Source organism: Pseudomonas sp. PDM05 (assembly GCF_014851685.1).
Lineage (GTDB): Bacteria > Pseudomonadota > Gammaproteobacteria > Pseudomonadales > Pseudomonadaceae > Aquipseudomonas.
Genome location: NZ_JACVAC010000010.1, coordinates 1 through 22,796 on the forward strand (window position 1 = coordinate 1; position 22,796 = coordinate 22,796).

General features: G+C 60.5%; 24 protein-coding genes. 9 read left to right on the plus strand and 15 right to left on the minus strand.

Features of this window, described 5'->3' with window-relative positions; genetic code table 11:
• Window positions 1-151 precede the first annotated feature (151 nt).
• Complete coding sequence (gene tyrS / locus IB241_RS19065) at window positions 152-1,351, minus strand: tyrosine--tRNA ligase (RefSeq protein ID WP_192299773.1); 1,200 nt, start codon at window positions 1,349-1,351, stop codon at window positions 152-154.
• Window positions 1,352-1,560: 209 nt separating this feature from the next.
• Here tyrS and IB241_RS19070 point away from each other — a divergent pair, with 209 nt between their 5' ends.
• Both IB241_RS19070 and IB241_RS19075 read left to right on the plus strand, forming a co-directional pair.
• Window positions 1,561-2,979: a peptidoglycan DD-metalloendopeptidase family protein gene (locus IB241_RS19070; RefSeq protein WP_192299774.1), complete on the plus strand. Its 1,419-nt coding sequence runs from the start codon at window positions 1,561-1,563 to the stop codon at window positions 2,977-2,979.
• 3 nt (window positions 2,980-2,982) lie between these two features.
• On the plus strand, window positions 2,983-4,074 hold the full coding sequence (locus IB241_RS19075; RefSeq protein WP_192299775.1) for an anhydro-N-acetylmuramic acid kinase: 1,092 nt from the start codon (window positions 2,983-2,985) through the stop codon (window positions 4,072-4,074).
• 65 nt (window positions 4,075-4,139) lie between these two features.
• Here the strand turns inward: IB241_RS19075 and erpA are convergent, their stop codons facing one another.
• Both erpA and argC read right to left on the minus strand, forming a co-directional pair.
• Window positions 4,140-4,490 carry an iron-sulfur cluster insertion protein ErpA gene (gene erpA, locus IB241_RS19080; protein ID WP_003176443.1) on the minus strand — a complete coding sequence of 117 codons (351 nt, stop codon included), beginning with the start codon at window positions 4,488-4,490 and terminating at the stop codon, window positions 4,140-4,142.
• A gap of 165 nt (window positions 4,491-4,655) precedes the next feature.
• The gene (gene argC, locus IB241_RS19085) at window positions 4,656-5,690 is read right to left on the minus strand and encodes an N-acetyl-gamma-glutamyl-phosphate reductase (RefSeq protein WP_192299776.1); all 1,035 of its coding nucleotides are present in this window, start codon (window positions 5,688-5,690) and stop codon (window positions 4,656-4,658) included.
• A gap of 135 nt (window positions 5,691-5,825) precedes the next feature.
• On the opposite strand from argC, the gene hemJ reads away from it, so the two are divergent.
• The 6 genes from hemJ (at window position 5,826) to coq7 (ending at window position 10,264) form a co-directional block, all read left to right on the plus strand.
• Window positions 5,826-6,254 (plus strand): protoporphyrinogen oxidase HemJ, encoded by a 429-nt coding sequence (gene hemJ / locus IB241_RS19090; RefSeq protein ID WP_192299777.1) that lies wholly within the window; start codon window positions 5,826-5,828, stop codon window positions 6,252-6,254.
• A gap of 24 nt (window positions 6,255-6,278) precedes the next feature.
• The gene (locus tag IB241_RS19095; RefSeq protein WP_192299778.1) at window positions 6,279-7,241 is read left to right on the plus strand and encodes an NAD(P)H-dependent flavin oxidoreductase; all 963 of its coding nucleotides are present in this window, start codon (window positions 6,279-6,281) and stop codon (window positions 7,239-7,241) included.
• A 69-nt stretch (window positions 7,242-7,310) separates the two neighbouring features.
• Window positions 7,311-8,261, plus strand: coding sequence for a DUF805 domain-containing protein (locus tag IB241_RS19100; protein ID WP_192299779.1), 951 nt, complete (start codon window positions 7,311-7,313; stop codon window positions 8,259-8,261).
• 63 nt (window positions 8,262-8,324) lie between these two features.
• On the plus strand, window positions 8,325-9,113 hold the full coding sequence (locus tag IB241_RS19105; protein ID WP_192299780.1) for an SDR family NAD(P)-dependent oxidoreductase: 789 nt from the start codon (window positions 8,325-8,327) through the stop codon (window positions 9,111-9,113).
• A gap of 46 nt (window positions 9,114-9,159) precedes the next feature.
• Window positions 9,160-9,498: a histidine triad nucleotide-binding protein gene (locus IB241_RS19110; RefSeq protein WP_192299781.1), complete on the plus strand. Its 339-nt coding sequence runs from the start codon at window positions 9,160-9,162 to the stop codon at window positions 9,496-9,498.
• Between the two features lie 118 nt (window positions 9,499-9,616).
• Window positions 9,617-10,264, plus strand: coding sequence for a 2-polyprenyl-3-methyl-6-methoxy-1,4-benzoquinone monooxygenase (gene coq7, locus IB241_RS19115; RefSeq protein WP_017739622.1), 648 nt, complete (start codon window positions 9,617-9,619; stop codon window positions 10,262-10,264).
• A gap of 68 nt (window positions 10,265-10,332) precedes the next feature.
• On the opposite strand, the gene IB241_RS19120 is transcribed toward coq7, so the two are convergent.
• Window positions 10,333-10,755 carry an OsmC family protein gene (locus IB241_RS19120; RefSeq protein ID WP_005792019.1) on the minus strand — a complete coding sequence of 141 codons (423 nt, stop codon included), beginning with the start codon at window positions 10,753-10,755 and terminating at the stop codon, window positions 10,333-10,335.
• Between the two features lie 247 nt (window positions 10,756-11,002).
• Between IB241_RS19120 and crp the strand changes: the two genes are divergently transcribed.
• Window positions 11,003-11,647, plus strand: coding sequence for a cAMP-activated global transcriptional regulator CRP (gene crp, locus IB241_RS19125; RefSeq protein ID WP_192299782.1), 645 nt, complete (start codon window positions 11,003-11,005; stop codon window positions 11,645-11,647).
• On the opposite strand, the gene IB241_RS19130 is transcribed toward crp, so the two are convergent.
• The 11 genes from IB241_RS19130 to IB241_RS19180 form a co-directional block, all read right to left on the minus strand.
• Window positions 11,644-12,339 (minus strand): biotin/lipoate A/B protein ligase family protein, encoded by a 696-nt coding sequence (locus IB241_RS19130; RefSeq protein WP_192299783.1) that lies wholly within the window; start codon window positions 12,337-12,339, stop codon window positions 11,644-11,646. The two genes, crp and IB241_RS19130, sit on opposite strands and share 4 nt — an antisense overlap.
• 159 nt (window positions 12,340-12,498) lie before the next feature.
• Window positions 12,499-13,335, minus strand: a complete 837-nt coding sequence (gene trpC, locus IB241_RS19135) for an indole-3-glycerol phosphate synthase TrpC (protein WP_192299784.1) — start codon at window positions 13,333-13,335, stop codon at window positions 12,499-12,501.
• On the minus strand, window positions 13,332-14,381 hold the full coding sequence (gene trpD / locus IB241_RS19140) for an anthranilate phosphoribosyltransferase (RefSeq protein WP_192299785.1): 1,050 nt from the start codon (window positions 14,379-14,381) through the stop codon (window positions 13,332-13,334). The genes trpC and trpD overlap by 4 nt, the downstream gene beginning before the upstream one ends.
• A gap of 9 nt (window positions 14,382-14,390) precedes the next feature.
• On the minus strand, window positions 14,391-14,984 hold the full coding sequence (locus IB241_RS19145) for an aminodeoxychorismate/anthranilate synthase component II (RefSeq protein ID WP_192299786.1): 594 nt from the start codon (window positions 14,982-14,984) through the stop codon (window positions 14,391-14,393).
• Window positions 14,985-14,994: 10 nt separating this feature from the next.
• Window positions 14,995-16,476, minus strand: a complete 1,482-nt coding sequence (trpE, locus tag IB241_RS19150; RefSeq protein ID WP_192299787.1) for an anthranilate synthase component I — start codon at window positions 16,474-16,476, stop codon at window positions 14,995-14,997.
• 69 nt (window positions 16,477-16,545) lie between these two features.
• A complete protein-coding gene (locus tag IB241_RS19155; protein WP_192299788.1) occupies window positions 16,546-17,364 on the minus strand; it encodes a phosphoglycolate phosphatase in 819 nt (272 codons plus the stop codon).
• Window positions 17,361-18,035, minus strand: coding sequence for a ribulose-phosphate 3-epimerase (rpe, locus tag IB241_RS19160; protein ID WP_192299789.1), 675 nt, complete (start codon window positions 18,033-18,035; stop codon window positions 17,361-17,363). The genes IB241_RS19155 and rpe overlap by 4 nt, the downstream gene beginning before the upstream one ends.
• 84 nt (window positions 18,036-18,119) lie before the next feature.
• A complete protein-coding gene (locus IB241_RS19165) occupies window positions 18,120-19,268 on the minus strand; it encodes an iron-containing alcohol dehydrogenase (protein WP_192299790.1) in 1,149 nt (382 codons plus the stop codon).
• 219 nt (window positions 19,269-19,487) lie between these two features.
• Window positions 19,488-20,312: an ABC transporter permease gene (locus tag IB241_RS19170; protein ID WP_192299791.1), complete on the minus strand. Its 825-nt coding sequence runs from the start codon at window positions 20,310-20,312 to the stop codon at window positions 19,488-19,490.
• A 12-nt stretch (window positions 20,313-20,324) separates the two neighbouring features.
• On the minus strand, window positions 20,325-21,572 hold the full coding sequence (locus IB241_RS19175) for an ABC transporter permease (RefSeq protein ID WP_192299792.1): 1,248 nt from the start codon (window positions 21,570-21,572) through the stop codon (window positions 20,325-20,327).
• Window positions 21,573-21,754: 182 nt separating this feature from the next.
• Complete coding sequence (locus tag IB241_RS19180) at window positions 21,755-22,795, minus strand: ABC transporter substrate-binding protein (RefSeq protein ID WP_192299793.1); 1,041 nt, start codon at window positions 22,793-22,795, stop codon at window positions 21,755-21,757.
• Window position 22,796 lies beyond the last annotated feature (1 nt).

The window sequence follows — 22,796 nt, forward strand, 5'->3', positions numbered from 1 at the left end:
TCAACTTCCTCAGCGCTTCGATGAACTGAAGCAACCTGCTGCCGAAAACTGCGTAACTCATTGTTTACCAAAGAGTTTTCCGTTTCGACTGCGCCGGAAGTGGGGCGAATTATAGACAGTTACAATTCGCCGTCAACACTTAATTACAGGTTTATTCGGATTTGAGCGTAATACGCGCAAATGCCTTCTTCCCAGCCTGGCAGACATGGGTAGCGCCCAGCTCGTATATAAAGGTGCGATCAACAACTTCACCATCTATACGCACGCCGCCCGAACCCAACAGATCACGCGCAACCGCCGAGTTCTTCACCAAGCCCGCCTTATTAAGTACGGCCGCAATCGGCATGGCCTGCGCAGCAGACAGCTCAACTTCCGGCAGATCATCCGGCAGCTCGCCATCCTTCATGCGGTTGCCAGCGCCACGATGAGCGCTGGCCGCAGCCTCCTCACCATGGAAGCGCGCAACAATCTCTTCCGCCAGCTTGATCTTCACATCACGCGGGTTGGCACCTGCCTCGACATCAGCACGCAACGCATTGATCTCATCCATCGAACGGAAGCTCAACAGCTCGAAGTAACGCCACATCAGGGCATCCGGAATCGAAACAAGCTTGCCGTACATCACGCCCGGCGCTTCCTGGATACCGACATAGTTACCCAGCGACTTGGACATCTTCTTGACGCCATCCAAGCCCTCCAGCAACGGCATGGTCAGAATGCACTGAGCTTCCTGCCCATAGGCACGCTGCAGCTCACGCCCCATCAGCAGGTTGAACTTCTGATCCGTGCCACCCAACTCAACGTCCGCACGCAACGCCACCGAGTCATAGCCCTGAACCAGCGGATAGAGGAACTCATGAATAGCGATTGGCTGATTGGTTGAATAGCGCTTATCGAAGTCGTCACGCTCAAGCATGCGTGCCACGGTGTACTGGGAAGTCAGGCGAATAAAATCCGCCGGCCCCATTTGATCCATCCACGTGGAGTTGAACGCCACTTCAGTCTTGGCCGGATCAAGAATCTTGAACACCTGAGTCTTGTAGGTCTCGGCATTGTCGAGCACTTGCTCGCGAGTCAACGGTGGACGCGTCGCGCTCTTGCCGCTCGGATCACCGATCATCCCGGTGAAGTCACCTATAAGGAAGATCACCTGGTGCCCCAGCTCCTGGAACTGGCGCAGCTTATTAATAAGCACGGTGTGACCCAGGTGCAGATCCGGCGCAGTCGGATCAAAGCCGGCTTTAATACGCAGGGGCTGGCCACGCTTGAGCTTTTCAATCAGCTCAGCCTCAACCAACAGTTCTTCCGCACCACGTTTTATCAGCGCTAGCTGCTCTTCAACCGACTTCATAACAGACCCGCAAGGCTCAGATTCAAAAGGGAACCAACCATACAAGATCAGGGACTAATTACAAGTTTTGCCCTGCGCACGGACACCGTTCAGCAAGCCCAGCGTTCGCGAGCTTGCGCCACAGATGATTTGGTTATATTTTATACAGTTATTTCATCTTCATCATGTCATTCATCTTTTCCATTTCATCTTCAAAGTCAAAATTACTTATGACCACTGAACCGTCTAAAGCGCCTCCGCTTTACCCGAAGACCCACCTGCTCGCAGCAAGTGGTATCGCCGCCCTTCTCAGCCTGGCACTCCTGGTATTCCCTTCCAGTGACGTAGAAGCCAAACGAACATCCCTGAGCCTTGACCTGGAAAGCCCAGTTGAACAACTGACACAAGATCAAGACGCTTCCGACGCACAACAAGCCACAAATGCGCCAAGCGAATCGCCGTTCGCCCAGATAGAAAGCGCTCCAGAAGACACCCAGCAAGCCGCCCAGGGTCAACCCGCGCCTGCTGCAGCCACCGCCAAGAACCCTCAGCACCGCGAAGTGATCGTGGCCAAGGGCGACACGCTATCTACGCTGTTCGAGAAGGTCGGCCTGCCTGCTGCCACGGTAAATGACGTGCTCGCCAGCGATAAGCAAGCCAAGCAGTTCACCCAACTCAAGCACGGACAAAAACTGGAGTTCGAACTCACGCCCGACGGCCAGTTGAACAACCTGCACAGCAGCGTCAGCGACCTCGAAAGCATTACCCTGACCAAGGGCGCCAAAGGCTTCGCCTTCAACCGCATCACGACCAAACCGATAATGCGTTCGGCCTACGCACACGGCGTGATCAACAGTTCCTTGTCGCAATCGGCCGCCCGCGCCGGTCTGTCCCACAGCATGACCATGGACATGGCCAGCGTGTTTGGCTATGACATTGACTTCGCACAGGACATCCGCCAAGGCGACGAATTCGACGTCATTTACGAACAAAAGGTCGCCAACGGCAAAGTGGTAGGCACCGGCAGCATCCTCTCCGCACGCTTCACCAACCGCGGCAAGACTTACACCGCCGTGCGCTACACCAACAAACAAGGCAACAGCAGCTACTACACCGCCGACGGCAACAGCATGCGCAAGGCCTTCATCCGCACACCCGTGGACTTCGCTCGCATTAGCTCGCGTTTCTCCATGGGCCGCAAGCATCCAATTCTGAACAAAATCCGCGCCCACAAAGGCGTCGACTACGCCGCCCCTCGCGGCACACCGATCAAGGCAGCGGGTGACGGCAAAGTGCTGCTGGCCGGGCGTCGTGGCGGTTATGGCAACACCGTGATCATTCAGCACGGCAACACCTACCGTACGCTCTACGGTCACATGCAGGGCTTTGCCAAAGGCGTGCAGACCGGCGGCACCGTGAAACAAGGCCAGGTCATTGGCTACATCGGCACCACTGGCCTGTCTACCGGCCCGCACTTGCACTATGAATTCCAGGTCAACGGCGTACACGTCGACCCGCTGGGCCAGAAGCTGCCGATGGCCGATCCGATCGCCAAGGCTGAGCGCGCGCGCTTCATGCAGCAAAGCCAGCCGCTGATGGCGCGCATGGACCAGGAGCGCTCCACGCTACTGGCTTCGGCGAAGCGCTAAGGTATGTCGCTCTATATAGGAGTGATGTCCGGAACCAGCCTCGACGGCCTGGACATAGCCCTCATCAAACAAGACTCGGCGATCGCACTGGTCGCCAGCCACTACATCCCCATGCCCGACGCCCTGCGCACCGAGCTGCTCGGACTGTGCGCCAGCGGCCCGGACGAGATCGCACGCTCGGCCATTGCCCAGCAACACTGGGTTACGCTTGCCGCTCAAGGCATTCACGCCTTGCTCGACCAGCAAAACCTCAAGCCCCAGGATATTCGCGCGATTGGCAGCCACGGCCAGACCATCCGCCACGAGCCTGCACGGGGCTTTACGGTGCAGATCGGCAACCCTGCCCTGCTCACCGAGCTGACAGGTATTACCGTGGTCAGCGACTTCCGTAGCCGCGACGTCGCCGCCGGCGGCCAAGGCGCACCGCTGGTTCCAGCCTTTCACGAAGCACTGTTTGGTGAACGCACCGGCAATAACGCGGTGTTGAATGTGGGAGGTTTCAGCAACCTCAGCCTGATCGAAACCGGCAAGCCGGTAGCCGGCTTCGACTGCGGCCCAGGCAATGTGCTGCTCGATGCGTGGATTCATCAACAACGCGGCAAACACTTCGACCTTGATGGCCAATGGGCAGCCAGCGGCAGTATCGTGCCCCAGCTCCTCAACGCCTTGCTCAGCGACCCCTTCTTCTTGACCAAGGGCCCTAAAAGCACCGGCCGCGAAGTGTTCAACCTGGGATGGCTGCAACAACACCTCTCCCGCTTGCCTGTATTCGAGCAGCAGGACGTTCAGGCCACCCTACTGGAACTGACCGCCCTGACCATCGTGGAGTCTCTGCAAACCGCCCAACCCCAGACCGAAACCTTGCTGGTCTGTGGCGGTGGCGCACATAACTCGACATTGATGAATCGTCTGGCGACGCTACTGCCCTCCACTCAGGTCAGCAGTACAGCCACCCACGGCGTAGACCCTGACTGGGTAGAAGCGATGGCCTTCGCCTGGCTGGCCCACTGCTGCCTGGAGGGAATCGCCGCCAACCGCCCCAGCGTTACCGGAGCACGCGGGCTTCGCGTATTGGGCGCGATCTATCCAGCCTGAACCCCGCACAGCAAAACGCCGCTTGGCCGATTAAAGCCAAGCGGCGTTTTTGTATCCGCTATCGATCAGATCGAGAACGAAGACCCGCAACCACAGGTAGTCGTGGCATTAGGGTTCTTGATCACAAAACGCGAACCCTCCAGACCTTCCTGATAATCCACCTCGGCGCCTGCCAGGTACTGGAAGCTCATCGGGTCCACGACCAGGCTCACGCCCTCGCGTTCGACGATGGTGTCGTCATCGGCTACATCTTCATCGAAGGTAAAACCGTACTGAAACCCTGAACAACCGCCGCCCGTAACAAACACGCGCAGCTTCAAGCGATCATTACCCTCTTCATCGACCAGGCTCTTCACCTTGTGCGCAGCACCGTGGGTGAATTGCAAAGCCGTGGGGGTGAAGGATTCGACGCTCATGCTGATAATCTCCCGGCGTACCGCCGCCATATGCGTAATGGCGGGCATTATCCGCTTCTCCTAGAAAAGCGGTCAACTATTGTTACGGTATATCAATCTGCGCTGGCGCCATTAAAAACACAAAAGGCCCGATCAACGGGCCTTTTGCACATCCAGTCAGCGGCCTTAAGGCAGCATGCCTGCGTGGGACAAGCCCAACTTCTCATCCAGGCCGAAGAGGATGTTCATGTTCTGCACCGCCTGGCCCGACGCGCCCTTGACCAGGTTATCGATCACCGACAGCACCACGACCAGGTCGCCATCCTGCGGACGATGCACGGCGATACGGCACACGTTGGCGCCACGCACACTGCGGGTTTCCGGGTGGCTGCCGGCAGGCATCACATCGACGAACGGTTCGTTGGCATAACGTATTTCAAACAGTGCCTGCAGATCTACCGAACGATCGACCACGGTCGCGTACAACGTGGAGTGAATGCCACGGATCATCGGCGTCAGGTGCGGCACAAACGTCAGGCCCACCTCCTTGCCGGCGGCGCGACGCAGCCCCTGGCGGATTTCCGGCAAGTGACGATGCCCTTTTACCGCATAGGCCTTCATGCTTTCCGACGTCTCGGAGTACAGCGAGCCTACGGCAGCACCACGACCGGCACCGCTGACGCCCGACTTGCAGTCCGCGATCAAACGCGATGCATCCGCCAGCCCGGCTTCCAGCAATGGCAGGAAACCCAGTTGTGTCGCGGTCGGATAGCAACCGGGCACGGCAATCAGGCGGGCTTGCTTGATCTGCTCACGATTGACTTCCGGCAGACCGTAGACAGCCTCCTCAAGCAACTCCGGCGCACCGTGCGGCTGGCCGTACCACTTGGCCCACTCATCGGCATCTTGCAGGCGGAAGTCCGCAGACAGGTCGATCACCTTGGTGCCGGCCGCCAGCAGCTCACCGGCCAGCGCATGAGCAACACCGTGCGGGGTCGCGAAGAACACCACATCGCAGGCGCCCAGGGTCTTGATGTCCGGCACGCTGAACGCCAGGCCATCGTAGTGGCCTCGCAGGTTCGGGTACATATCGGCCACGGCCAGCCCAGCCTCGGATCGGGAAGTGATGACCACCACCTCTGCTTGCGGATGCTGAGCCAACAGACGCAGCAATTCGACACCGGTGTAACCCGTGCCGCCGACGATACCGACCTTGACCATAAACCTGCCCTCAACGAACCCACTGGAAAGCCGACGATAATAGGGGCCGTATCGTCCTGCGACAACCGCCAACGTGACGTACGGGCGCATCAGCCACTACTATCTTCGCTACCGTGAACCTGGGAATAACTAAAAATGCTTTATCTATGGGTCAAAGCCTTCCACATCATCAGCATCGTCTGCTGGTTTGCCGGGCTGTTCTACCTGCCACGCCTGTTCGTGTACCACGCCCAAAGCGAAGACACCGTCAGCCAGGAACGCTTCAGCCTCATGGAGCGCAAGCTGTATCGCGGCATCATGGGCCCGGCGATGCTTGCCGCGCTGATTTTCGGCGGCTGGCTGATCTACCTGAACCCGAGCATCTTTCACTCGGGCGGCTGGATCCACGCCAAGCTGACCCTTGTCGTGCTGCTTATCGGCTACCACCACATGTGCGGCGCGCAGGTGAAACGCTTTGCCCGTGGCGAAAACACCCGCAGCCATGTCTTTTATCGCTGGTTCAATGAAGTCCCGGTTCTGCTATTGCTGGCTATCGTAATTTTGGTCGTGGTCAAACCGTTCTAACTTCAATCACACGGGGTCAATCCAATGTCGCTGCCCGCTCTGCTTGAACAACGTCTGCGCCTGCCGGTGGTGGTCGCGCCGATGTTTCTGATTTCCAACCCGCAACTGGTGCTGGCCTGCTGCCGTAATGGTGTCGTCGGGAGTTTCCCGGCACTCAACCAGCGCGAAAGCAGTGGTTTCAAAGCCTGGCTGGAAGAAATCGAAGCGGGCCTGGCGCAGTTGGACAACCCCGCGCCATATGCCGTGAACCTGATCGTGCACAACAGCAACCCGCGACTGGAGGCCGACCTGGCGATCTGCGTCGAGCACAAGGTGCCAATCGTCATCACCAGCCTTGGCGCGGTGAAGGAACTGGTCGACGCCGTGCACAGCTATGGCGGCCTGGTGTTCCACGACGTCACCACCCGGCGCCATGCCGAGAAAGCCGCTGAAGCCGGTGTGGATGGCCTGATCGCCGTGGCCGCAGGCGCCGGCGGCCATGCCGGTACCTGGAGCCCGTTCGCGCTGATCGCCGAGATTCGTCAGTTCTTCGACAAGACCCTGCTGCTGGCCGGCTGCCTCAACCACGGGCACGAGATCCTCGCGGCCCAGTTACTGGGGGCTGACCTGGCGTATTTCGGCACCCGCTTTATCGGCACCACCGAAAGCCACGCCCCGGATGCTTATAAAGAGATGCTGCTCACATCGCGCGCCGCCGACATCGTGCACACTCCTGCAGTCTCCGGCGTGCCCGCCAGCTTTATGCGCCAGAGCCTGGAAAACGCCGGTTTCGACCTCGCTGCGCTGCAAGGCAAGGGTGAAGTCAACTTCGGCTCCAAGCTCAAGCCGTTGAGCGACGAAGCCAAGGCCTGGAAGACCGTATGGTCGGCCGGCCAAGGCGTTGGTGAGATCAAAGATTTACCCAGCGTCGATGAACTGGTTGCGCGCCTGGATGCCGAATACCGCAAGGCGCACGAACAGGCGGTACAATTGCGCTGGCCACGCTGAACCAACCGCAAGGCCTGCCGCTTGGGCAGGCCTGCATTACCTCACAGATAAAGTGACAAGGAAGCCCGCATGAGCGACAACCGTTTCAAGATTGTGTTTGATGGAGCCTTGCTCCCGGGGGTCGAAAGCGCCACTGCCAAACTCAACCTGGCCGAGCTGTTCAAGAGTGAAGTCGACGCCATCGAAAAACTCTTCACCGGCCGCCCGGTCGCGCTGAAACGCGACCTGTCCCGCCCCGATGCCGAAACCTACCTCAATGCGCTGAAAAACGCCGGGGTCGACGCACGCATCGAAACCGAGCAACCCATAGCGTTCAACCTTGCCGAAACACACGAAACCGGTTCCGGCCCCTCCGCCGCCGCATCCCCTTACGCGCCGCCCCGCGCCGCTGTGGGTGACGACTTGCCGGAATTCTCCACCCTGAAGGTGTTCACCATCCACGGGCGTATCGGTCGCCTGCGCTACCTGGCATGGACGCTGGTGTTGACCGTCGCGATGCTGGTCGCCTCGGGCATCATCGCCACTGCCGGCTTTGCCGTGGCAACCGCCTCGCCGACGGCAGGCATGATTCTCGGCATCCTGCTGGGTTTTGCGTTGTTCGTCGCACTGCTGTGGGTCAGCGTGCAAATCGCCGTGCAGCGCCTGCATGACCTGGGCTGGTCCGGTTGGTTGTGGTTCCTCAACCTGGTGCCGCTGGTGAACAGCGTCTTCCCGATCCTGCTGCTGGTATTGCCAGGCAATGCAGGCGCCAACCAATACGGCGCGCCACCACCGCGCAACTCCACCGCGGTAAAGGTCCTGGCCACCCTATGGCTGGCGTTTATCCCGGTAATGCTGGCGATTGTGGTGACCCTGGGTATGAACGGTTACCTGAACCAACTTGAAGCCAACGTCGACAGCAGCTACGAAAACAGCTCCATCACCTCCGATGCCGACACCGACCAGAGCGTGATCGTTGATGAAGACGAAGCGCAAAGTGCTGACGAAGCGGCCGAACCTGTAGACTCTCCAGAACAGTGAAGAAACGCCCGCCGCCTGTGATGCCTCTGTCACAGGCTCGGCGGCGTTGCGATGGAGAAAGGCATGACCCGTTACGCTCTGATCACCGGTGCTTCCAGCGGCATCGGCCTGGCTTTGGCCGAAGCCTTGGCCCGTCGCGGCCGCAGCTTGATTCTGGTGGCCCGCCAGCGTGATCAGTTGGAAAGCATTGCACTGGAATTGACCCAACGTTTCGGTGTGGAGGTGCTGTTTCGAGCCTGCGACCTGGGCGAACCGCTGCGTTTGTCCGGGTTCCTGCTGGAGCTGGAAGAAGGCGAACGGCAGATCGACCTGCTGGTCAACTGCGCCGGCATCGGTACCAGCGGCCCCTTCCTGGCCCAGGACTGGATGACCGAACAGGACCTGATCGAAGTCAACATCCTCGCCCTCACCCGTATGTGTCACGCCCTTGGCAACGCCATGGCGCTGCACGGCGGCGGGCAGATTCTCAACGTTGCCTCGGTGGCCGCGTTTCAGCCCGGCCCATGGATGAGCAGCTACTACGCCAGCAAGGCCTACGTGCTGCACTTCTCAGAAGGTTTGCGTGAAGAGTTGAAGACCTGCGGCATCAAGGTCTCGGTACTCTGCCCCGGCCCGACGCGCACCGCGTTCTTCGGCACTGCGCAAATGGATACCGCCAAGCTCGACCGCAGCGAAAAACTGATGAGCCCGGAAGAAGTGGCACTCTTCACCGTACGTGCCCTCGACAAGAACAAAGCCATCATCATTCCCGGCCGACGCAACCGCTGGCTCGCCTTCAGCCCGCGTTTCAGCCCACGCTGGCTGACTCGCAAGATTGCCGGCGCGATCAACAAGGCCTATTGCCCGCGTTGATTGCCTGAGTACACTCACCCTGCCTACTCATAATGGAGAAACAGCTGTGGATACTCTGTTCACCAAGATCATCAACAGAGAAATACCGGCCGACATCATCTACGAAGATGACCAGGTCCTGGCCTTCAAGGACATCCACCCGGCAGCACCCGTGCACTTCCTGGTCATCCCGAAGAAGCACATCGCGACCCTCAACGACCTGACCGAAGAAGACAAGGCCCTGGCCGGCCATATCTTGTTCACCGCCCAGCGCCTGGCACTGGAGCAGGGCTGCGAGGAAGGTTTCCGCGTGGTGATGAACTGCAACCCGAAAGGCGGGCAGACCGTTTATCACATCCATATGCATGTGCTCGGTCAACGCCAGATGAACTGGCCGCCGGGCTGATCAGCCCCTCAGCAACGGTCGTGCGCCCCAGGCCGCGACCCCATGGGCTTGACGCAGCGCAAACGCTTCCCCCTCTCTTGCGGTAAACTGGCCGCCGAGATTCTTCCCGGAGGTCAGCATGACTACCCAACGTCACTACTCGCCGATTGACCGTCTGTTGTTGCAAGCCGACATGGCCATGCGCACGCTGTTGCCGTTCAGCGGCCAGCCGTATCGCCCCTCGCCTGCCATCGTGCAGCCCGACGCACAGATGAGCGAGACCGACACCCGCCACGTCGCGGGCCTGATGCGCATCAATCATACCGGCGAAGTCTGTGCCCAAGCGCTGTACCAGGGCCAGGCGCTGACCGCCAAGCTGCCGCAAGTACGCGCGGCCATGGAACATGCGGCCGAGGAAGAAATCGACCACCTGGCCTGGTGCGAGCAGCGCATTCGGCAGTTGGGCAGCCACCCGAGCGTGCTCAACCCGCTGTTCTACGGTTTGTCATTCGGCATCGGCGCCGCCGCCGGCCTGATCAGCGACAAGGTAAGCCTGGGTTTTGTCGCCGCCACCGAACATCAAGTGTGCAAACACCTGGACGAGCACCTTGAGCAATTGCCGGCCGAGGACGAAAAGTCCCGGGCGATTCTCGAGCAAATGCGCATCGACGAGGAACACCACGCAGAAAGCGCACTGGACGCCGGCGGTTTCCGCTTCCCGGCGCCGGTACGATTTGGCATGAGCCTACTGGCCAAGGTCATGACCAAAAGCACGTACCGAATCTGAATACATCAAATCCAATCCACAAAAAAGGGCGCTTTCTAAGCGCCCTTTCTTTTTGCCGGAACGTGCGATCAACCCAGCTCGATAATCTCGTAGTCATGGGTGATGGCCACACCGGCCGCGCCGAGCATGATCGACGCCGAGCAGTACTTCTCGGCCGACAGCTCGATGGCACGCTTGACCTGGGCTTCCTTCAACGCCCGCCCCTTCACCACAAAATGCATGTGGATCTTGGTAAACACCTTGGGATCTTCAGTGGCGCGCTCGGCTTCCAGGAAGGCTTCGCAGCTTTCCACGGCCTGCCGGGACTTCTTCAGGATGCTGACCACGTCGAAATTACTGCAACCGCCTACACCAAGCAGGAGCATTTCCATCGGGCGTACGCCCAGGTTACGGCCACCGGCTTCCGGCGGGCCGTCCATGACCACGACATGGCCACTGCCCGACTCACCGAGGAACATGGCTTCGCCCGCCCATTGGATGCGTGCCTTCATCGCCCAGACTCCACTGCTAAAAAAGGGTCGCCAGCTTAGCACAGGGCCCGCCGCCGACTGCGTTTCGCATCAAAGCGATCAATAGCAGGGTTTGCCGAGAAAATTGGCTAATCGAGTCAGAATGTGTCTGGTAAGCTGGCGCCAAATGGATGGCGTATTGCTAGTATTTATACAACGTGTATCAATGCCGATACCCACACAAATACAAAAACTCCGACCCCTTGCGCTGTCTTTTCGGGATACAAACATGGTTGCTCTTACGCCCATACCCAAGATCAAGAATCTCGACAAGCTACTGATGCACTGCCAACGTCGGCGTTATCCGGCCAAACACAACATTATCTGCGCCGGCGAACGTTCCGAGACACTGTTCTTCATCATCAAGGGCTCGGTCACCATCCTGATCGAAGACGAAGACGGCCGCGAGATGATCATCGCCTACCTCAACACCGGCGATTTCTTTGGTGAGCTGGGGCTGTTCGAGCAAGCAGGCAAGGAACAGGAACGCAGTGCGTGGGTGCGCGCCAAGGTCGAGTGCGAAGTGGCCGAGATCAGCTACGCCAAGTTTCGCGAGTTGGCCCAGCAAGACCCGGACATTCTCTACGCCCTGAGTGGCCAGATCGCCCAGCGCCTGCGGGACACGACACGCAAGGTCGGCGACCTCGCCTTCTTTGATGTGACCGGCCGCGTAGCCCGCTGCCTGCTGGAGTTGTGCAAGCAGCCCGACGCCATGACCCACCCCGATGGCATGCAGATCAAGATCACACGCCAGGAAATCGGGCGCATTGTCGGTTGTTCACGGGAGATGGTCGGCCGCGTGCTCAAGGATCTCGAAGAACGCAACCTGGTGCACGTCAAAGGCAAGACGATGGTGGTGTTCGGTACACGTTAAAGCGCCAGGAAGCCTGCCAGCATCTGACGATACAACGTGTCCAGGCGGCTGATTGCATCCGGCGCAGGGAAAGCTTCGTGCAAGGCGATATGACTCTCGGCGCGAACCCGCTGTTCCAGCCCGCATGCCGCATTGAAGCGGTTGACCGCCGCGATCAGCTCTTCGCGATCGCCGTCCAGCAACAACGCACCGTGCACCAACCCCACCGGGCGCCCACCGCTTTGGCGCCAGCGTTGGGCCGTGCCGACCATTTTGCGGCCGTTGAGATTGACGTTGTAGCGACCGTCGCAGAACGCGCCATCGATTTCGCCGACAGACGCATCGCCACCCAGCTCGATCAGCAAATCGCAGATTGGCTGGCACAACCGCAAATAGCCGGTTTCGATGCGATTCTGATCGCCTTCACTGCGCGGTGGCGCATAGACCAGGGCGATGTTGACCGTGGCGCTCGACTGCGGCACCGGCTCGCCACCGGTTTCGCGCAGCAACACCGGCCAATCGGCGGCGGCCGAGACCTGGCTGGCGGTTTCGAATGCAGGCAAACGACTCAGCCGACGCGGCATTACCAAGGCTTGATCGCTGGGCTGCCAGAACAGCAGGCCGTATTCCTGGTCGCCTGCGCAAACAGCCGCCAAAAGGTCCTGCTCGGCGGCAAGGCCAGCCTCAACAGTCATCGAAACTGGCTTAACCATCAAACACCTATCTTTCTGAACAAACACAAAACCCAATGTGGGAGCGGGCTTGCCCGCGAAGACGGTGTGTCAGTCACCTATCCATCGACTGACCAATCGCTATCGCAGGCAAGCCCGCTCCCACACAAGCCCGCTGCCACAGTTTGATCGCATTTCAAATCAGTCGAGGGTCGAACCACTGACCGCCACGCCACGCTCCGGGAAGAACAGGCGCTGCAACTCCGCGCCCGGGTTCTCGGCACGCATGAACGTCTCGCCGACCAGGAACGAATACACCCCACTGATTTCCATCAGTTCCACATCGGCACGGTTGACGATGCCACTCTCGGTAATCACCAGGCGGTCACGCGGGATCCGCGGCAACAGGTCGAGGGTGTTTTCCAGGCTCACTTCGAAGGTGTGCAGGTTGCGGTTGTTGACGCCAACCAGCGGTGTATCCAGGGTTTTCAGTGCGCGCTCCAGCTCATCGCCGTCGTGCACTTCCACCAGCACATCCAGGCCGACACTTTTGGCCACGGCCGCCAACTCGGCCATCTTCACGTCATCCAGGGCGGAGACGATCAGCAGCACACAATCGGCGCCCAGGGCACGGGCTTCAACGATCTGGTACGGGTCGACCATGAAATCCTTGCGGATCACCGGCAACTTGCACGCGGCGCGGGCTTGTTGCAAGAACAGGTCGGAACCCTGGAAATAGTCGATATCAGTCAGGACGGACAGGCACGTCGCGCCGCCCTTCTCATAACTGACGGCAATTTCCGACGGCACAAAATTCTCGCGGATCACGCCTTTGCTTGGCGAGGCTTTCTTGACCTCGGCGATCACCGCCGGCTGCTTGAGCTTGGCCTGGGCGATCAAGGCGTTGGCGAAACCACGCGGGGCATCGGCAAGCCTGGCCTGGCTTTCCAGCTCGGCAAGGCTGACGCGGGCGCGGCGCTCGGCGACTTCTTCGGCTTTGCGGGCGAGGATCTTTTCCAGAACGGTTGGCACACTCATCCTTCATTCTCCATCTTGAATACCGCGGTGAATGCTCCCAGCTCTTCGAGCTTTTCGCGAGCCAGACCGGTGTGCAGCGCATCGTGGGCCAAGGCGACACCTTCCTTAAGACTATAGGCGTGGTCGGCTGCATAAAGTGCCGCGCCAGCATTCAGAACAATCATCTCCGCAGCTTTTTGCCCGTTCTCGGTCTTGCGCCGCCCCAGGGCATCACGAATCAATTCCAGGGACGCCGCCGGGCTTTCCACCGCCAGGCCGTGCAGGCTCTGGCTCTTCATGCCCAGGTCTTCAGGTTCGACCCAATACTCCGTGATCTGGTCGTTCTTCAGCTCCGCGACAAAGGTCGGTGCCGCCAGGCTGAATTCGTCCAGGCCATCCTTGGAGTGCACCACCAGCACATGTTTGCTGCCCAGGCGCTGCAACACTTCGGCCAAAGGCCGGCACAGCGCCTGGCTGAACACGCCAACCACCTGGTGTTTCACACCGGCCGGATTCGTAAGCGGGCCGAGCATGTTGAACAGGGTACGCAGGCCGAGGTCTTTGCGCGGGCCGGCGGCGTGTTTCATTGCGCTGTGGTGGGTCTGGGCAAACATGAAGCCGATGCCGACGTTATCGATGCAACGCGCCACTTGCACCGGCGTCAGGTTCAGGTAGATCCCGGCCGCTTCCAGCAGATCGGCGCTGCCGCTCTTGCCGGACACCGCACGGTTACCGTGTTTGGCCACTGTGCAACCCGCCGCGGCGACCACAAAAGAAGATGCCGTCGACACGTTGAAGATGTTCGCACCGTCACCGCCAGTGCCGACCACATCCACCACGCCATCCAGGGTCTTGAGCTCAACCTTGTCCGCCAGCTCGCGCATCACCGACACGGCGCCGACGATCTCGTCGATGCTCTCGCTCTTCATGCGCATCGCCATCATGAACGCGCCGATCTGCGCATCGGTGCATTGACCGGTCATGATCTCGCGCATCACATCGCTCATTTCAGCGGTGCTCAGGTCCAGGTGGCCGACGATACGGCTCAGGGCAGTCTTGATATCCATGGAAAGTCCTTAGCGCGTGCCGCCGCTCTGCTTGAGAAAATTGGCGAACAGCTCGTAGCCCTGCTCGGTCAGGATCGATTCAGGGTGAAATTGCACCCCTTCGACATTCAGTGTCTTGTGACGCAGGCCCATGATCTCGTCGACCGAGCCGTCTTCCAACTGGGTCCAGGCGGTCAGTTCCAGGCATTCGGGCAAGGTTTCGCGCTTGACCACCAGGGAGTGGTAACGGGTCACCGTCACCGGCAGATTCAGGCCGTGGAACACGCCCACATTGTTGTGGAACACCGGGCTGGTCTTGCCGTGCATGACCTGGCGCGCGCGCACCACGTCACCGCCAAAGGCCTGGCCGATGGACTGGTGGCCCAGGCACACGCCCAGGATCGGCAATTTACCGGCGAAGTACTTGATCGCTTCGAGGGAGATGCCCGCTTCGGTCGGCGTGCACGGCCCTGGCGAGACCACAATGCGCTCTGGGTTCAGCGCGGCGATTTCGGCCACAGTCATTTCATCGTTGCGCACCACCTTGACCTCGGCACCGAGTTCGCCCAGGTACTGCACAACGTTGTAGGTAAAGGAGTCGTAGTTATCAATCATCAGCAACATGGGGGAAACCTCAGGAATTGGGGGTCTGTTCAGCCAGCGCAACGGCGCGGAACATCGCGCGGCGCTTGTTCAGGGTTTCTTCCCATTCGAGGGCCGGCACCGAGTCGGCGACAATCCCGCCACCGGCCTGCACGTGCAGCTCCCCGTCCTTGATCACCGCAGTGCGGATTGCAATCGCAGTGTCCATGTTACCGTTCCAGGCGAAATAACCCACGGCACCGCCGTAGACACCACGCTTGACCGGCTCCAGCTCGTCGATGATTTCCATCGCACGGATCTTCGGCGCGCCCGACAAGGTGCCCGCCGGCAGAATCGCACGCAGTGCGTCCATCGCGGTCAGGCCGGCCTTCAGCTCGCCGGTGACGTTGGACACGATGTGCATCACGTTGGAATACCGCTCGATGACCATCTTCTCGGTGAGCTTCACCGAACCGATTTCCGAGACGCGCCCGGTATCGTTGCGGCCCAGGTCGATCAGCATCAGGTGCTCGGCGATTTCCTTGTCGTCGCTGAGCAGGTCTTGTTCCAGCGCCACATCCTCTTCTTCGGTCGCGCCACGTGGGCGGGTGCCGGCAATCGGGCGCACGGTGATCAGGTTGTCTTCGACGCGCACCAGCACTTCCGGCGAGCTGCCCACCACGTGGAAGTCGCCAAAATTGAAGAAGTACATGTACGGCGTCGGGTTGAAGCAGCGCAGCGCGCGGTACAGATCGATCGGCGCGGCCTTGAAGTCGATGGACATGCGCTGCGACGGCACAACCTGCATGCAGTCACCGGCGAGGATGTATTCCTTGATGGTATCGACGGCGCGCTCGTAGTCATCCTGGGTAAAGCTGGAGCGGAACACCGGGTCGGCCGCCGGCGGACGGCTGAGGTCCAGGCCGCGACGCGGAGTGATCGGCTGGCGCAGTTTTTCCAGCAAGGCTTCGAGGCTGGCCTGGCCTTGTTCGAATGCGTCCGCCTGGGACGGATCGGCGAGCACGATTGCGTGCATCTTGCCGGCCAGGTTGTCGAACACGACGACCGCGTCGGAAACCATCAGCAGAATGTCCGGCACGCCCAGCGGGTCCGGGTTCGGGCATTTGCCCAAGCGCTTTTCCACATAACGCACGCAGTCATAACCGAAGTAACCCACCAGGCCGCCGTTGAAACGCGGCAGCCCCGGGATGGTCGGCACGTTGTAGCGCGCCTTGAAGGTTTCGACGAAGGCCAACGGGTCTTCTACGTCGTGGCTTTCGATCTCGACGCCATCATGGGTGATGCTCACGTGATGATCGTGAACACGCATGACGGTGCGGCACGGCAGGCCGATGATCGAATAACGGCCCCATTTCTCGCCGCCCTGCACCGATTCCAGCAGATAGGAATTGGGCTCGTCGGCCAGTTTCAGGTAGATCGACAGCGGCGTGTCGAAGTCGGCCAGGGTTTCGCAGGCCAGGGGGATACGGTTATAGCCGGCAGCGGCCAAACGCAGGAATTCTTCGCGGATCATGTGTGCCTCGTGGCGTGAGGGTCTAACGGTCAGGTATGCAAACGTGCCGCGTAGCGCGGCCGGGATCAGTCAGGCGCGCCAACGCCAGCGGGCCAGGGCCTTGATGACTTTCATCCAGAGTTTGCGAGTGACCACCACGATGGGATTTCCAGAAGGGGACGGATCGGTGTCGGGCAACGTTATCTCAGCGCCCGCTCCCAAGCAACCGGGGATTAGCAGTCGCAGGTCATCAATCACCAGCGACGGCGACTCTTCGGCGATGGGGCGGCCGTGGTTATAGCCGTAGCTCAAGGCCACGCACTGCACGCCAGCGGCCTTTGCGGCCAGCACGTCACTGCGCGAGTCACCGACAAACAGCGACTGCGAGGCAGGAATATTGGCCATTTTCATCACGAAAAACAGCGCCGCCGGGTCGGGTTTCTTCTGCGGCAAGGTATCGCCGCCGATGATCCAGCGGAAATAGCGGCCGATTTTCATCTGGTCCAACAGCGGCGCGACGAACCGCTCCGGTTTGTTGGTGATCAGGGCCATTTCCACGCCCTGCTTGCTCAACCACTTGAGGGTGTCACGTACGCCGGGGTAGACCACGGTCAGTTCGTGGCCGTCTTCATAGGCGGTGTTGAACAGTTCCAGCGCGTGCTCGGCCTCGACCTCATCGACCCCCTCGGCATCGATGTTATTGGCCAAGGCCCGGCGTACCAGCATCTGCACGCCGTTACCGACCCACATGCGTACCGCCTCGATCCCCGCCGGCTTGCGCCCCAGTTTGAGCAGCATGTTGTCCACCGCCGCCGCCAGGTCTGGCACCGAGTCGATCAGGGTGCCGTCCAGATCAAACATCACCAGCCGGGGCAGTTTGCCGGGAAACAGCTGCTCAAAGCCGCTCATGGACGCGCCAGCGCCAGTTCGGCGCGCATCTTGTCGATGACGTCCTGATAGTTCGGCGCGTTGAAGATCGCCGAGCCGGCCACAAAGGTGTCGGCGCCGGCGGCGGCGATTTCGCGGATGTTGTTGACGTTGACCCCACCGTCGATTTCCAGGCGGATGTCACGGCCGGACGCGTCGATCAGCGCGCGGGCTTCGCGCAGCTTGTCGAGGGTGCCGGGGATGAACTTCTGCCCGCCGAAGCCTGGGTTGACGCTCATCAGCAAGACCATGTCGACCTTGTCCATCACGTACTTGAGCACGTCCAGCGGCGTCGCCGGGTTGAACACCAGGCCCGCCTTGCAGCCGCCCTCGCGGATCAGCTGCAGGCTGCGGTCGACGTGTTGCGTGGCTTCCGGGTGGAAGGTGATGTAGGTCGCACCGGCTTCGATGAAGTCGCCGACGATGCGGTCCACCGGGCTGACCATCAGGTGCGCGTCGATCGGCGCAGTGACGCCGTACTTGCGCAGCGCCGCGCAGACCATCGGACCGATGGTCAGGTTGGGCACGTAGTGGTTGTCCATGACATCGAAGTGCACGAAGTCGGCACCGGCGGCCAGCACGTTGTCCACTTCCTCACCCAGGCGGGCGAAATCGGCGGAGAGAATCGATGGAGCAATTACGAAGGGCTGCATGACGCACCTTTTCTGAGCTAAATCACGATGGCGCGCATTGTATACCGCATGCTTTGCCACGCGCACCGTGACCTGTCTCAACGGCTAGTAGGCAGCCCGGTAGATTTTCTCGATGTCGGCCGCGCTGAGCTTGCGCGGATTGTTGCGCATCAGCCGCTCAATGCCCGCCGCTTCGGTGGCCATGGCCGGGATGGCGTCCTCGGGCACCCCGAAGCTGCGCAGGCCCGCCGGGATCTCGACTGCGGCACACAGTCGCGTCATCGCCTCGACAGCGCTATCGGCCGCATCGACGGCGCTCAGCCCCGTGACATTCACGCCCATGGCCTGGGCAATCTCCTGCATGCGCTCCACGCATGCCAGCTTGTTCCAGTGCATCACATACGGCAGCAACAGCGCATTGCTCACCCCATGGGCAATATTGAACCGCCCGCCCAACGGGTACGCCAGCGCATGCACCGCGCCCACGCCGGCATTACCAAAGGCCATGCCGGCCATCAGGCTGGCGGTGGCCATGTCATCCCGGGCCTGCAAGTTGGCCGGGTTGGCGTAAGCCTTGGGCAACGCGTTGGCGATCAGCTTGATTGCGCCAATCGCCAGCGCATCGGTGATCGGCGAGGCATTCAGCGACAGGTACGACTCGATGGCATGCACCAGCGCATCCACGCCACTGGCGGCAGTCACGCTACGCGGGCAGGTGAGGGTCATTTGCGGGCTGATCAGCGCGACATCCGGCAACAGATAGTCGCTGACGATGCCTTTTTTCAGTTGCGCGACCTTGTCGGAAAGGATCGCCACGTTGGTCACTTCCGAACCAGTGCCGGCCGTGGTCGGAATCGCGATCAGCGGCGGCCCCTTGCGCGGCACCTGGTCGACACCGAACAAATCCGCCAGCGCGCCGTGGTAACCGGCATAGGCGGCTACGCTTTTGGCAATGTCGATGGCACTGCCGCCGCCCAGGCCGATCAGCCCGTCATGCCCGCCTTCGCGGTAGGCGCGCATGCAGTCTTCGACGATGGCGATTTCCGGGTCGGGCAGTACGCGGTCGAATATTTCGTAACTGCGCTCGCCCAGGTGTTCGAGCGCCAGCGCCACGGTGCCGGACTTGACCAACGCAGCGTCGGTGACAATCAGCGGGTTATCCACATCCAGGCGCGTGAGTTCAAACGCCAGTTGTTCGATGGCGCCAGCGCCGGTGAGCAGTTTGTGGGCGATCTTGAATGAGGAAGTACTCATGTGCGCGGCCTCTTATTCGGAAATGGGCTGGCACAAGCGTAGCTGAGGGAAATAGGTTGTCAGCCATTCAGCAACTGAATGCAGAGGTAATTCAAAGTGGGCACGGTCGATGTGGGAGCTGGCTTGCCTGCGATAGCGGTGTGTCAGCAGCAGATAAGCAAGCTGGCCCACCGCTATCGCAGGCAAGCCAGCTCCCACAGTTGATCCGGTTTCGGTAAGTTAGACCTGTGCGGTACGCAGTTTTTCGCTGCGGCCGCGCAGCCATTCCAATGTCAGCAACAGCAGTACCGAGAAGGCAATCAACAACGTCGCGGCAGCAGCAATCGTCGGGCTGAGGTTCTCGCGGATACCGCTGAACATCTGGCGCGGCAACGTCGCCTGCTCAGGCCCGGCCAGAAACAGCGTCACCACCACCTCATCAAACGACGTCGCAAAGGCAAACAACGCCCCGGAAATCACCCCCGGTGCAATCAGCGGCAAGGTCACCCGACGGAACGCGGTCAAAGGCGAAGCGCCCAGGCTCGCCGCCGCCCGCACCAGGTTATGGTTGAAGCCCTGCAACGTCGCCGACACGGTGATGATCACAAACGGCACGCCCAGTACCGCATGCACCACGATCAGCGAGAAAAAGCTGTTACCCAGGCCCAGCGGCGCAAAGAACAGGTAACTGGCCACGCCGATGATCACCACTGGCACCACCATCGGCGAAATCACCAGGGCCATCACCAGCGCCTTGCCGGGGAAATTGCCACGGGTCAGGCCAATCGCAGCCAGGGTACCGAACACCATCGCCAACACCGTGGCCGCTGGGGCGACGATGATGCTGTTTTTCAGCGCACGCATCCATTCGGCCGAGCCGAAGAAGTCCTGATACCAATGCAGCGAAAACCCCTGCAACGGATACACCAGGAAACTGCCGCTGTTGAACGACAGCGGGATGATCACCAATACCGGCAATATCAGGAACAACAGGATCAAGCCGCAGAGGATCCGCAAGCTGTAGAACCAAACCCGCTCAACGGGCGACATATAAGGGCTCAGCATCACAAGGTCTCCTTAGCTCAGGCGCAGGCGGCTGGCGCCCACCAGCCGGTTGTAGATCAGGTACAGCAACACGGTGGCCAGCAGCAGCAAGCCGCCCAGTGCCGTGGCCATGCCCCAGTTGATGCTGGTGTTGGTGTAGAAGGCCACGAAGTAGCTGACCATCTGGTCGTTCGGGCTGCCCAGCAGTGCCGGGGTGATGTAGTAACCAATCGCCAGGATGAACACCAACAGGCAACCGGCGCCCACACCGGCGTAGGTCTGCGGGAAGTACACGCGCCAGAAACTGGTGAACGGGTGGCAGCCCAGGGAGATCGCCGCACGCATGTAGGTGGGCGAGATGCCCTTCATCACGCTGTAGATCGGCAGGATCATGAACGGCAGCAGGATGTGCACCATGGAGATGTAGACCCCGGTGCGGTTGAAGACCAGCTCCAGCGGTTTATCGATCAGGCCCATGCTCATCAGTGCGCTGTTGATCAGGCCACCGGATTGCAGCAACACGATCCACGCCGCCACCCGCACCAGGATCGAGGTCCAGAACGGCAGCAGCACCAGGATCATCAACAGGTTGCTTTTACGCGCCGGCAGGTTGGCCAGCAGGTAGGCCAGGGGATAGGCCAGCAGCAGGCAGATGGCGGTGATCACCAGGCCCATCCAGAAGGTACGGGCGAAGATGTCCAGGTAGATCGCCTGGTCCGGTGTGGCCGGGGCGATTTCACCGAGGTCGTCGATACGGTGATCGACGGCCGCCAGCAGGTAGAACGGCGTCAGGCTGCTGGTGTTGCGCCGGATCGCCTGCCAGTACGCCGGGTCGCCCCAGCGTTCATCGAGGCTTTCCAGCGCTTGCTTATAAGAGGCCGGCGCTTCGGTAAACGGCAGCGCACGGGCGGTTTTGGTCAGCAGGCTGCGATAGCCGGCCAGTTCCATGTTCAAGCGCTTGGACAGGTCGCCCAAGGTCTGGTTTTTGCGGGCTTCGCCCAGGTCCTCACTGAGGGCCTGATACACCGGCTCGCCCGGCAGGCCACGCCCGTCCCAGGCCGTCACAGCCACCACGGTACGCGGCAAGCCGCCCACCACTTCCGGGTTGCCGACGCTCTTGAACAGCAGCGCAACGATTGGCACCAGGAACACCAGCAGCAAAAACAGCACCAGCGGCGCAATCAAGGCCTGGGCCTTCCAGCGATTGACCCGCTCGGCATGCGCCAGACGCTGCTTGAGGGTGGGGCTGTTGACCTCGTTAGAGGGAACGGCGATGGCCATGGCTAACTCCGGAAAATCTGAAAATGAATGCAATCTACTGAACACAGCAGATCCCATGTGGGAGCGGGCTTGCTCGCGAAGGCGGTGGATCAGCTTGCACATGTGGCGGCTGATCTACCGCCTTCGCGAGCAAGCCCGCTCCCACACAAGCCCACTACACATGGATTTAGCGGTGTTGCTGATTACTTGGCAGCCCACGAGTTGAAACGCTGCTCCAACTGCTCGCCGTTATCCGCCCAGAAGCTCACATCGATCTGCACCTGGTTGGCGATGTTTTCCGGGGTGGTCGGCATGTCCTTGAGGATGTCCTTGGCCAGCAACGGTACGGCTTGGGTGTTGGCGGGGCCGTAGGCGATGTTTTCCGAGTAGGTCTTCTGCTGCTGCGGCTGTACCGAGAAGGCGATGAATTTCTTCGCCGCTTCGGCACGGTCCTTGGCCAGGCCTTTAGGAATGGCCCATGCGTCGAAATCGTAGATACCGCCGTTCCATACCACTTTCAGGTTGCTTTCTTTCTGCACGGCGGCGATGCGGCCGTTGTAGGCCGAGCTCATCACCACGTCACCCGAGGCGAGGTACTGCGGCGGTTGCGCGCCAGCTTCCCACCACTGGATCGACGGCTTGAGTTCGTCGAGTTTCTTGAACGCGCGGTCCTGGCCATCTTTGCCGGCCAGTACTTTGTAGACGTCCTTCGGCGCAACGCCATCGGCCATCAGCGCGAATTCCAGGGTGTACTTGGCGCCCTTGCGCAGGCCGCGCTTGCCCGGGAATTTCTTCACGTCCCAGAAATCCGCCCAGCTGGTAGGCGCGCTGGCCAGTTTGTCGGCGTTGTAGGCCAACACCGTGGACCACACGAAGAAGCCCACTCCGCATGGCTGGATCGCGCCTTTAACGTAATCGGCAGTGTTGCCGAACAGTTTCTGGTCCAACGGCTCGAACATGTCTTCGTCACAGCCACGGGACAGCTCCGGCGACTCCACTTCCACCAGGTCCCAGGACACGCTCTTGGTGTCGACCATGGCCTTGACCTTGGCCATTTCACCGTTGTACTCGCCAGCGACGATCTTGCCGTTGCCCGCGCTTTCCCACGGGGCATAGAAGGCCTTGACCTGGGCGGCCTTGTTCGCGCCACCGAAGGACACGACAGTCAGGTCCGGGCCGGCCATGGCCTGGGTCGCACCGATCAGGCCCAGGGCCAGGGCGGAAAATTTCAGGGTTCTCAACATT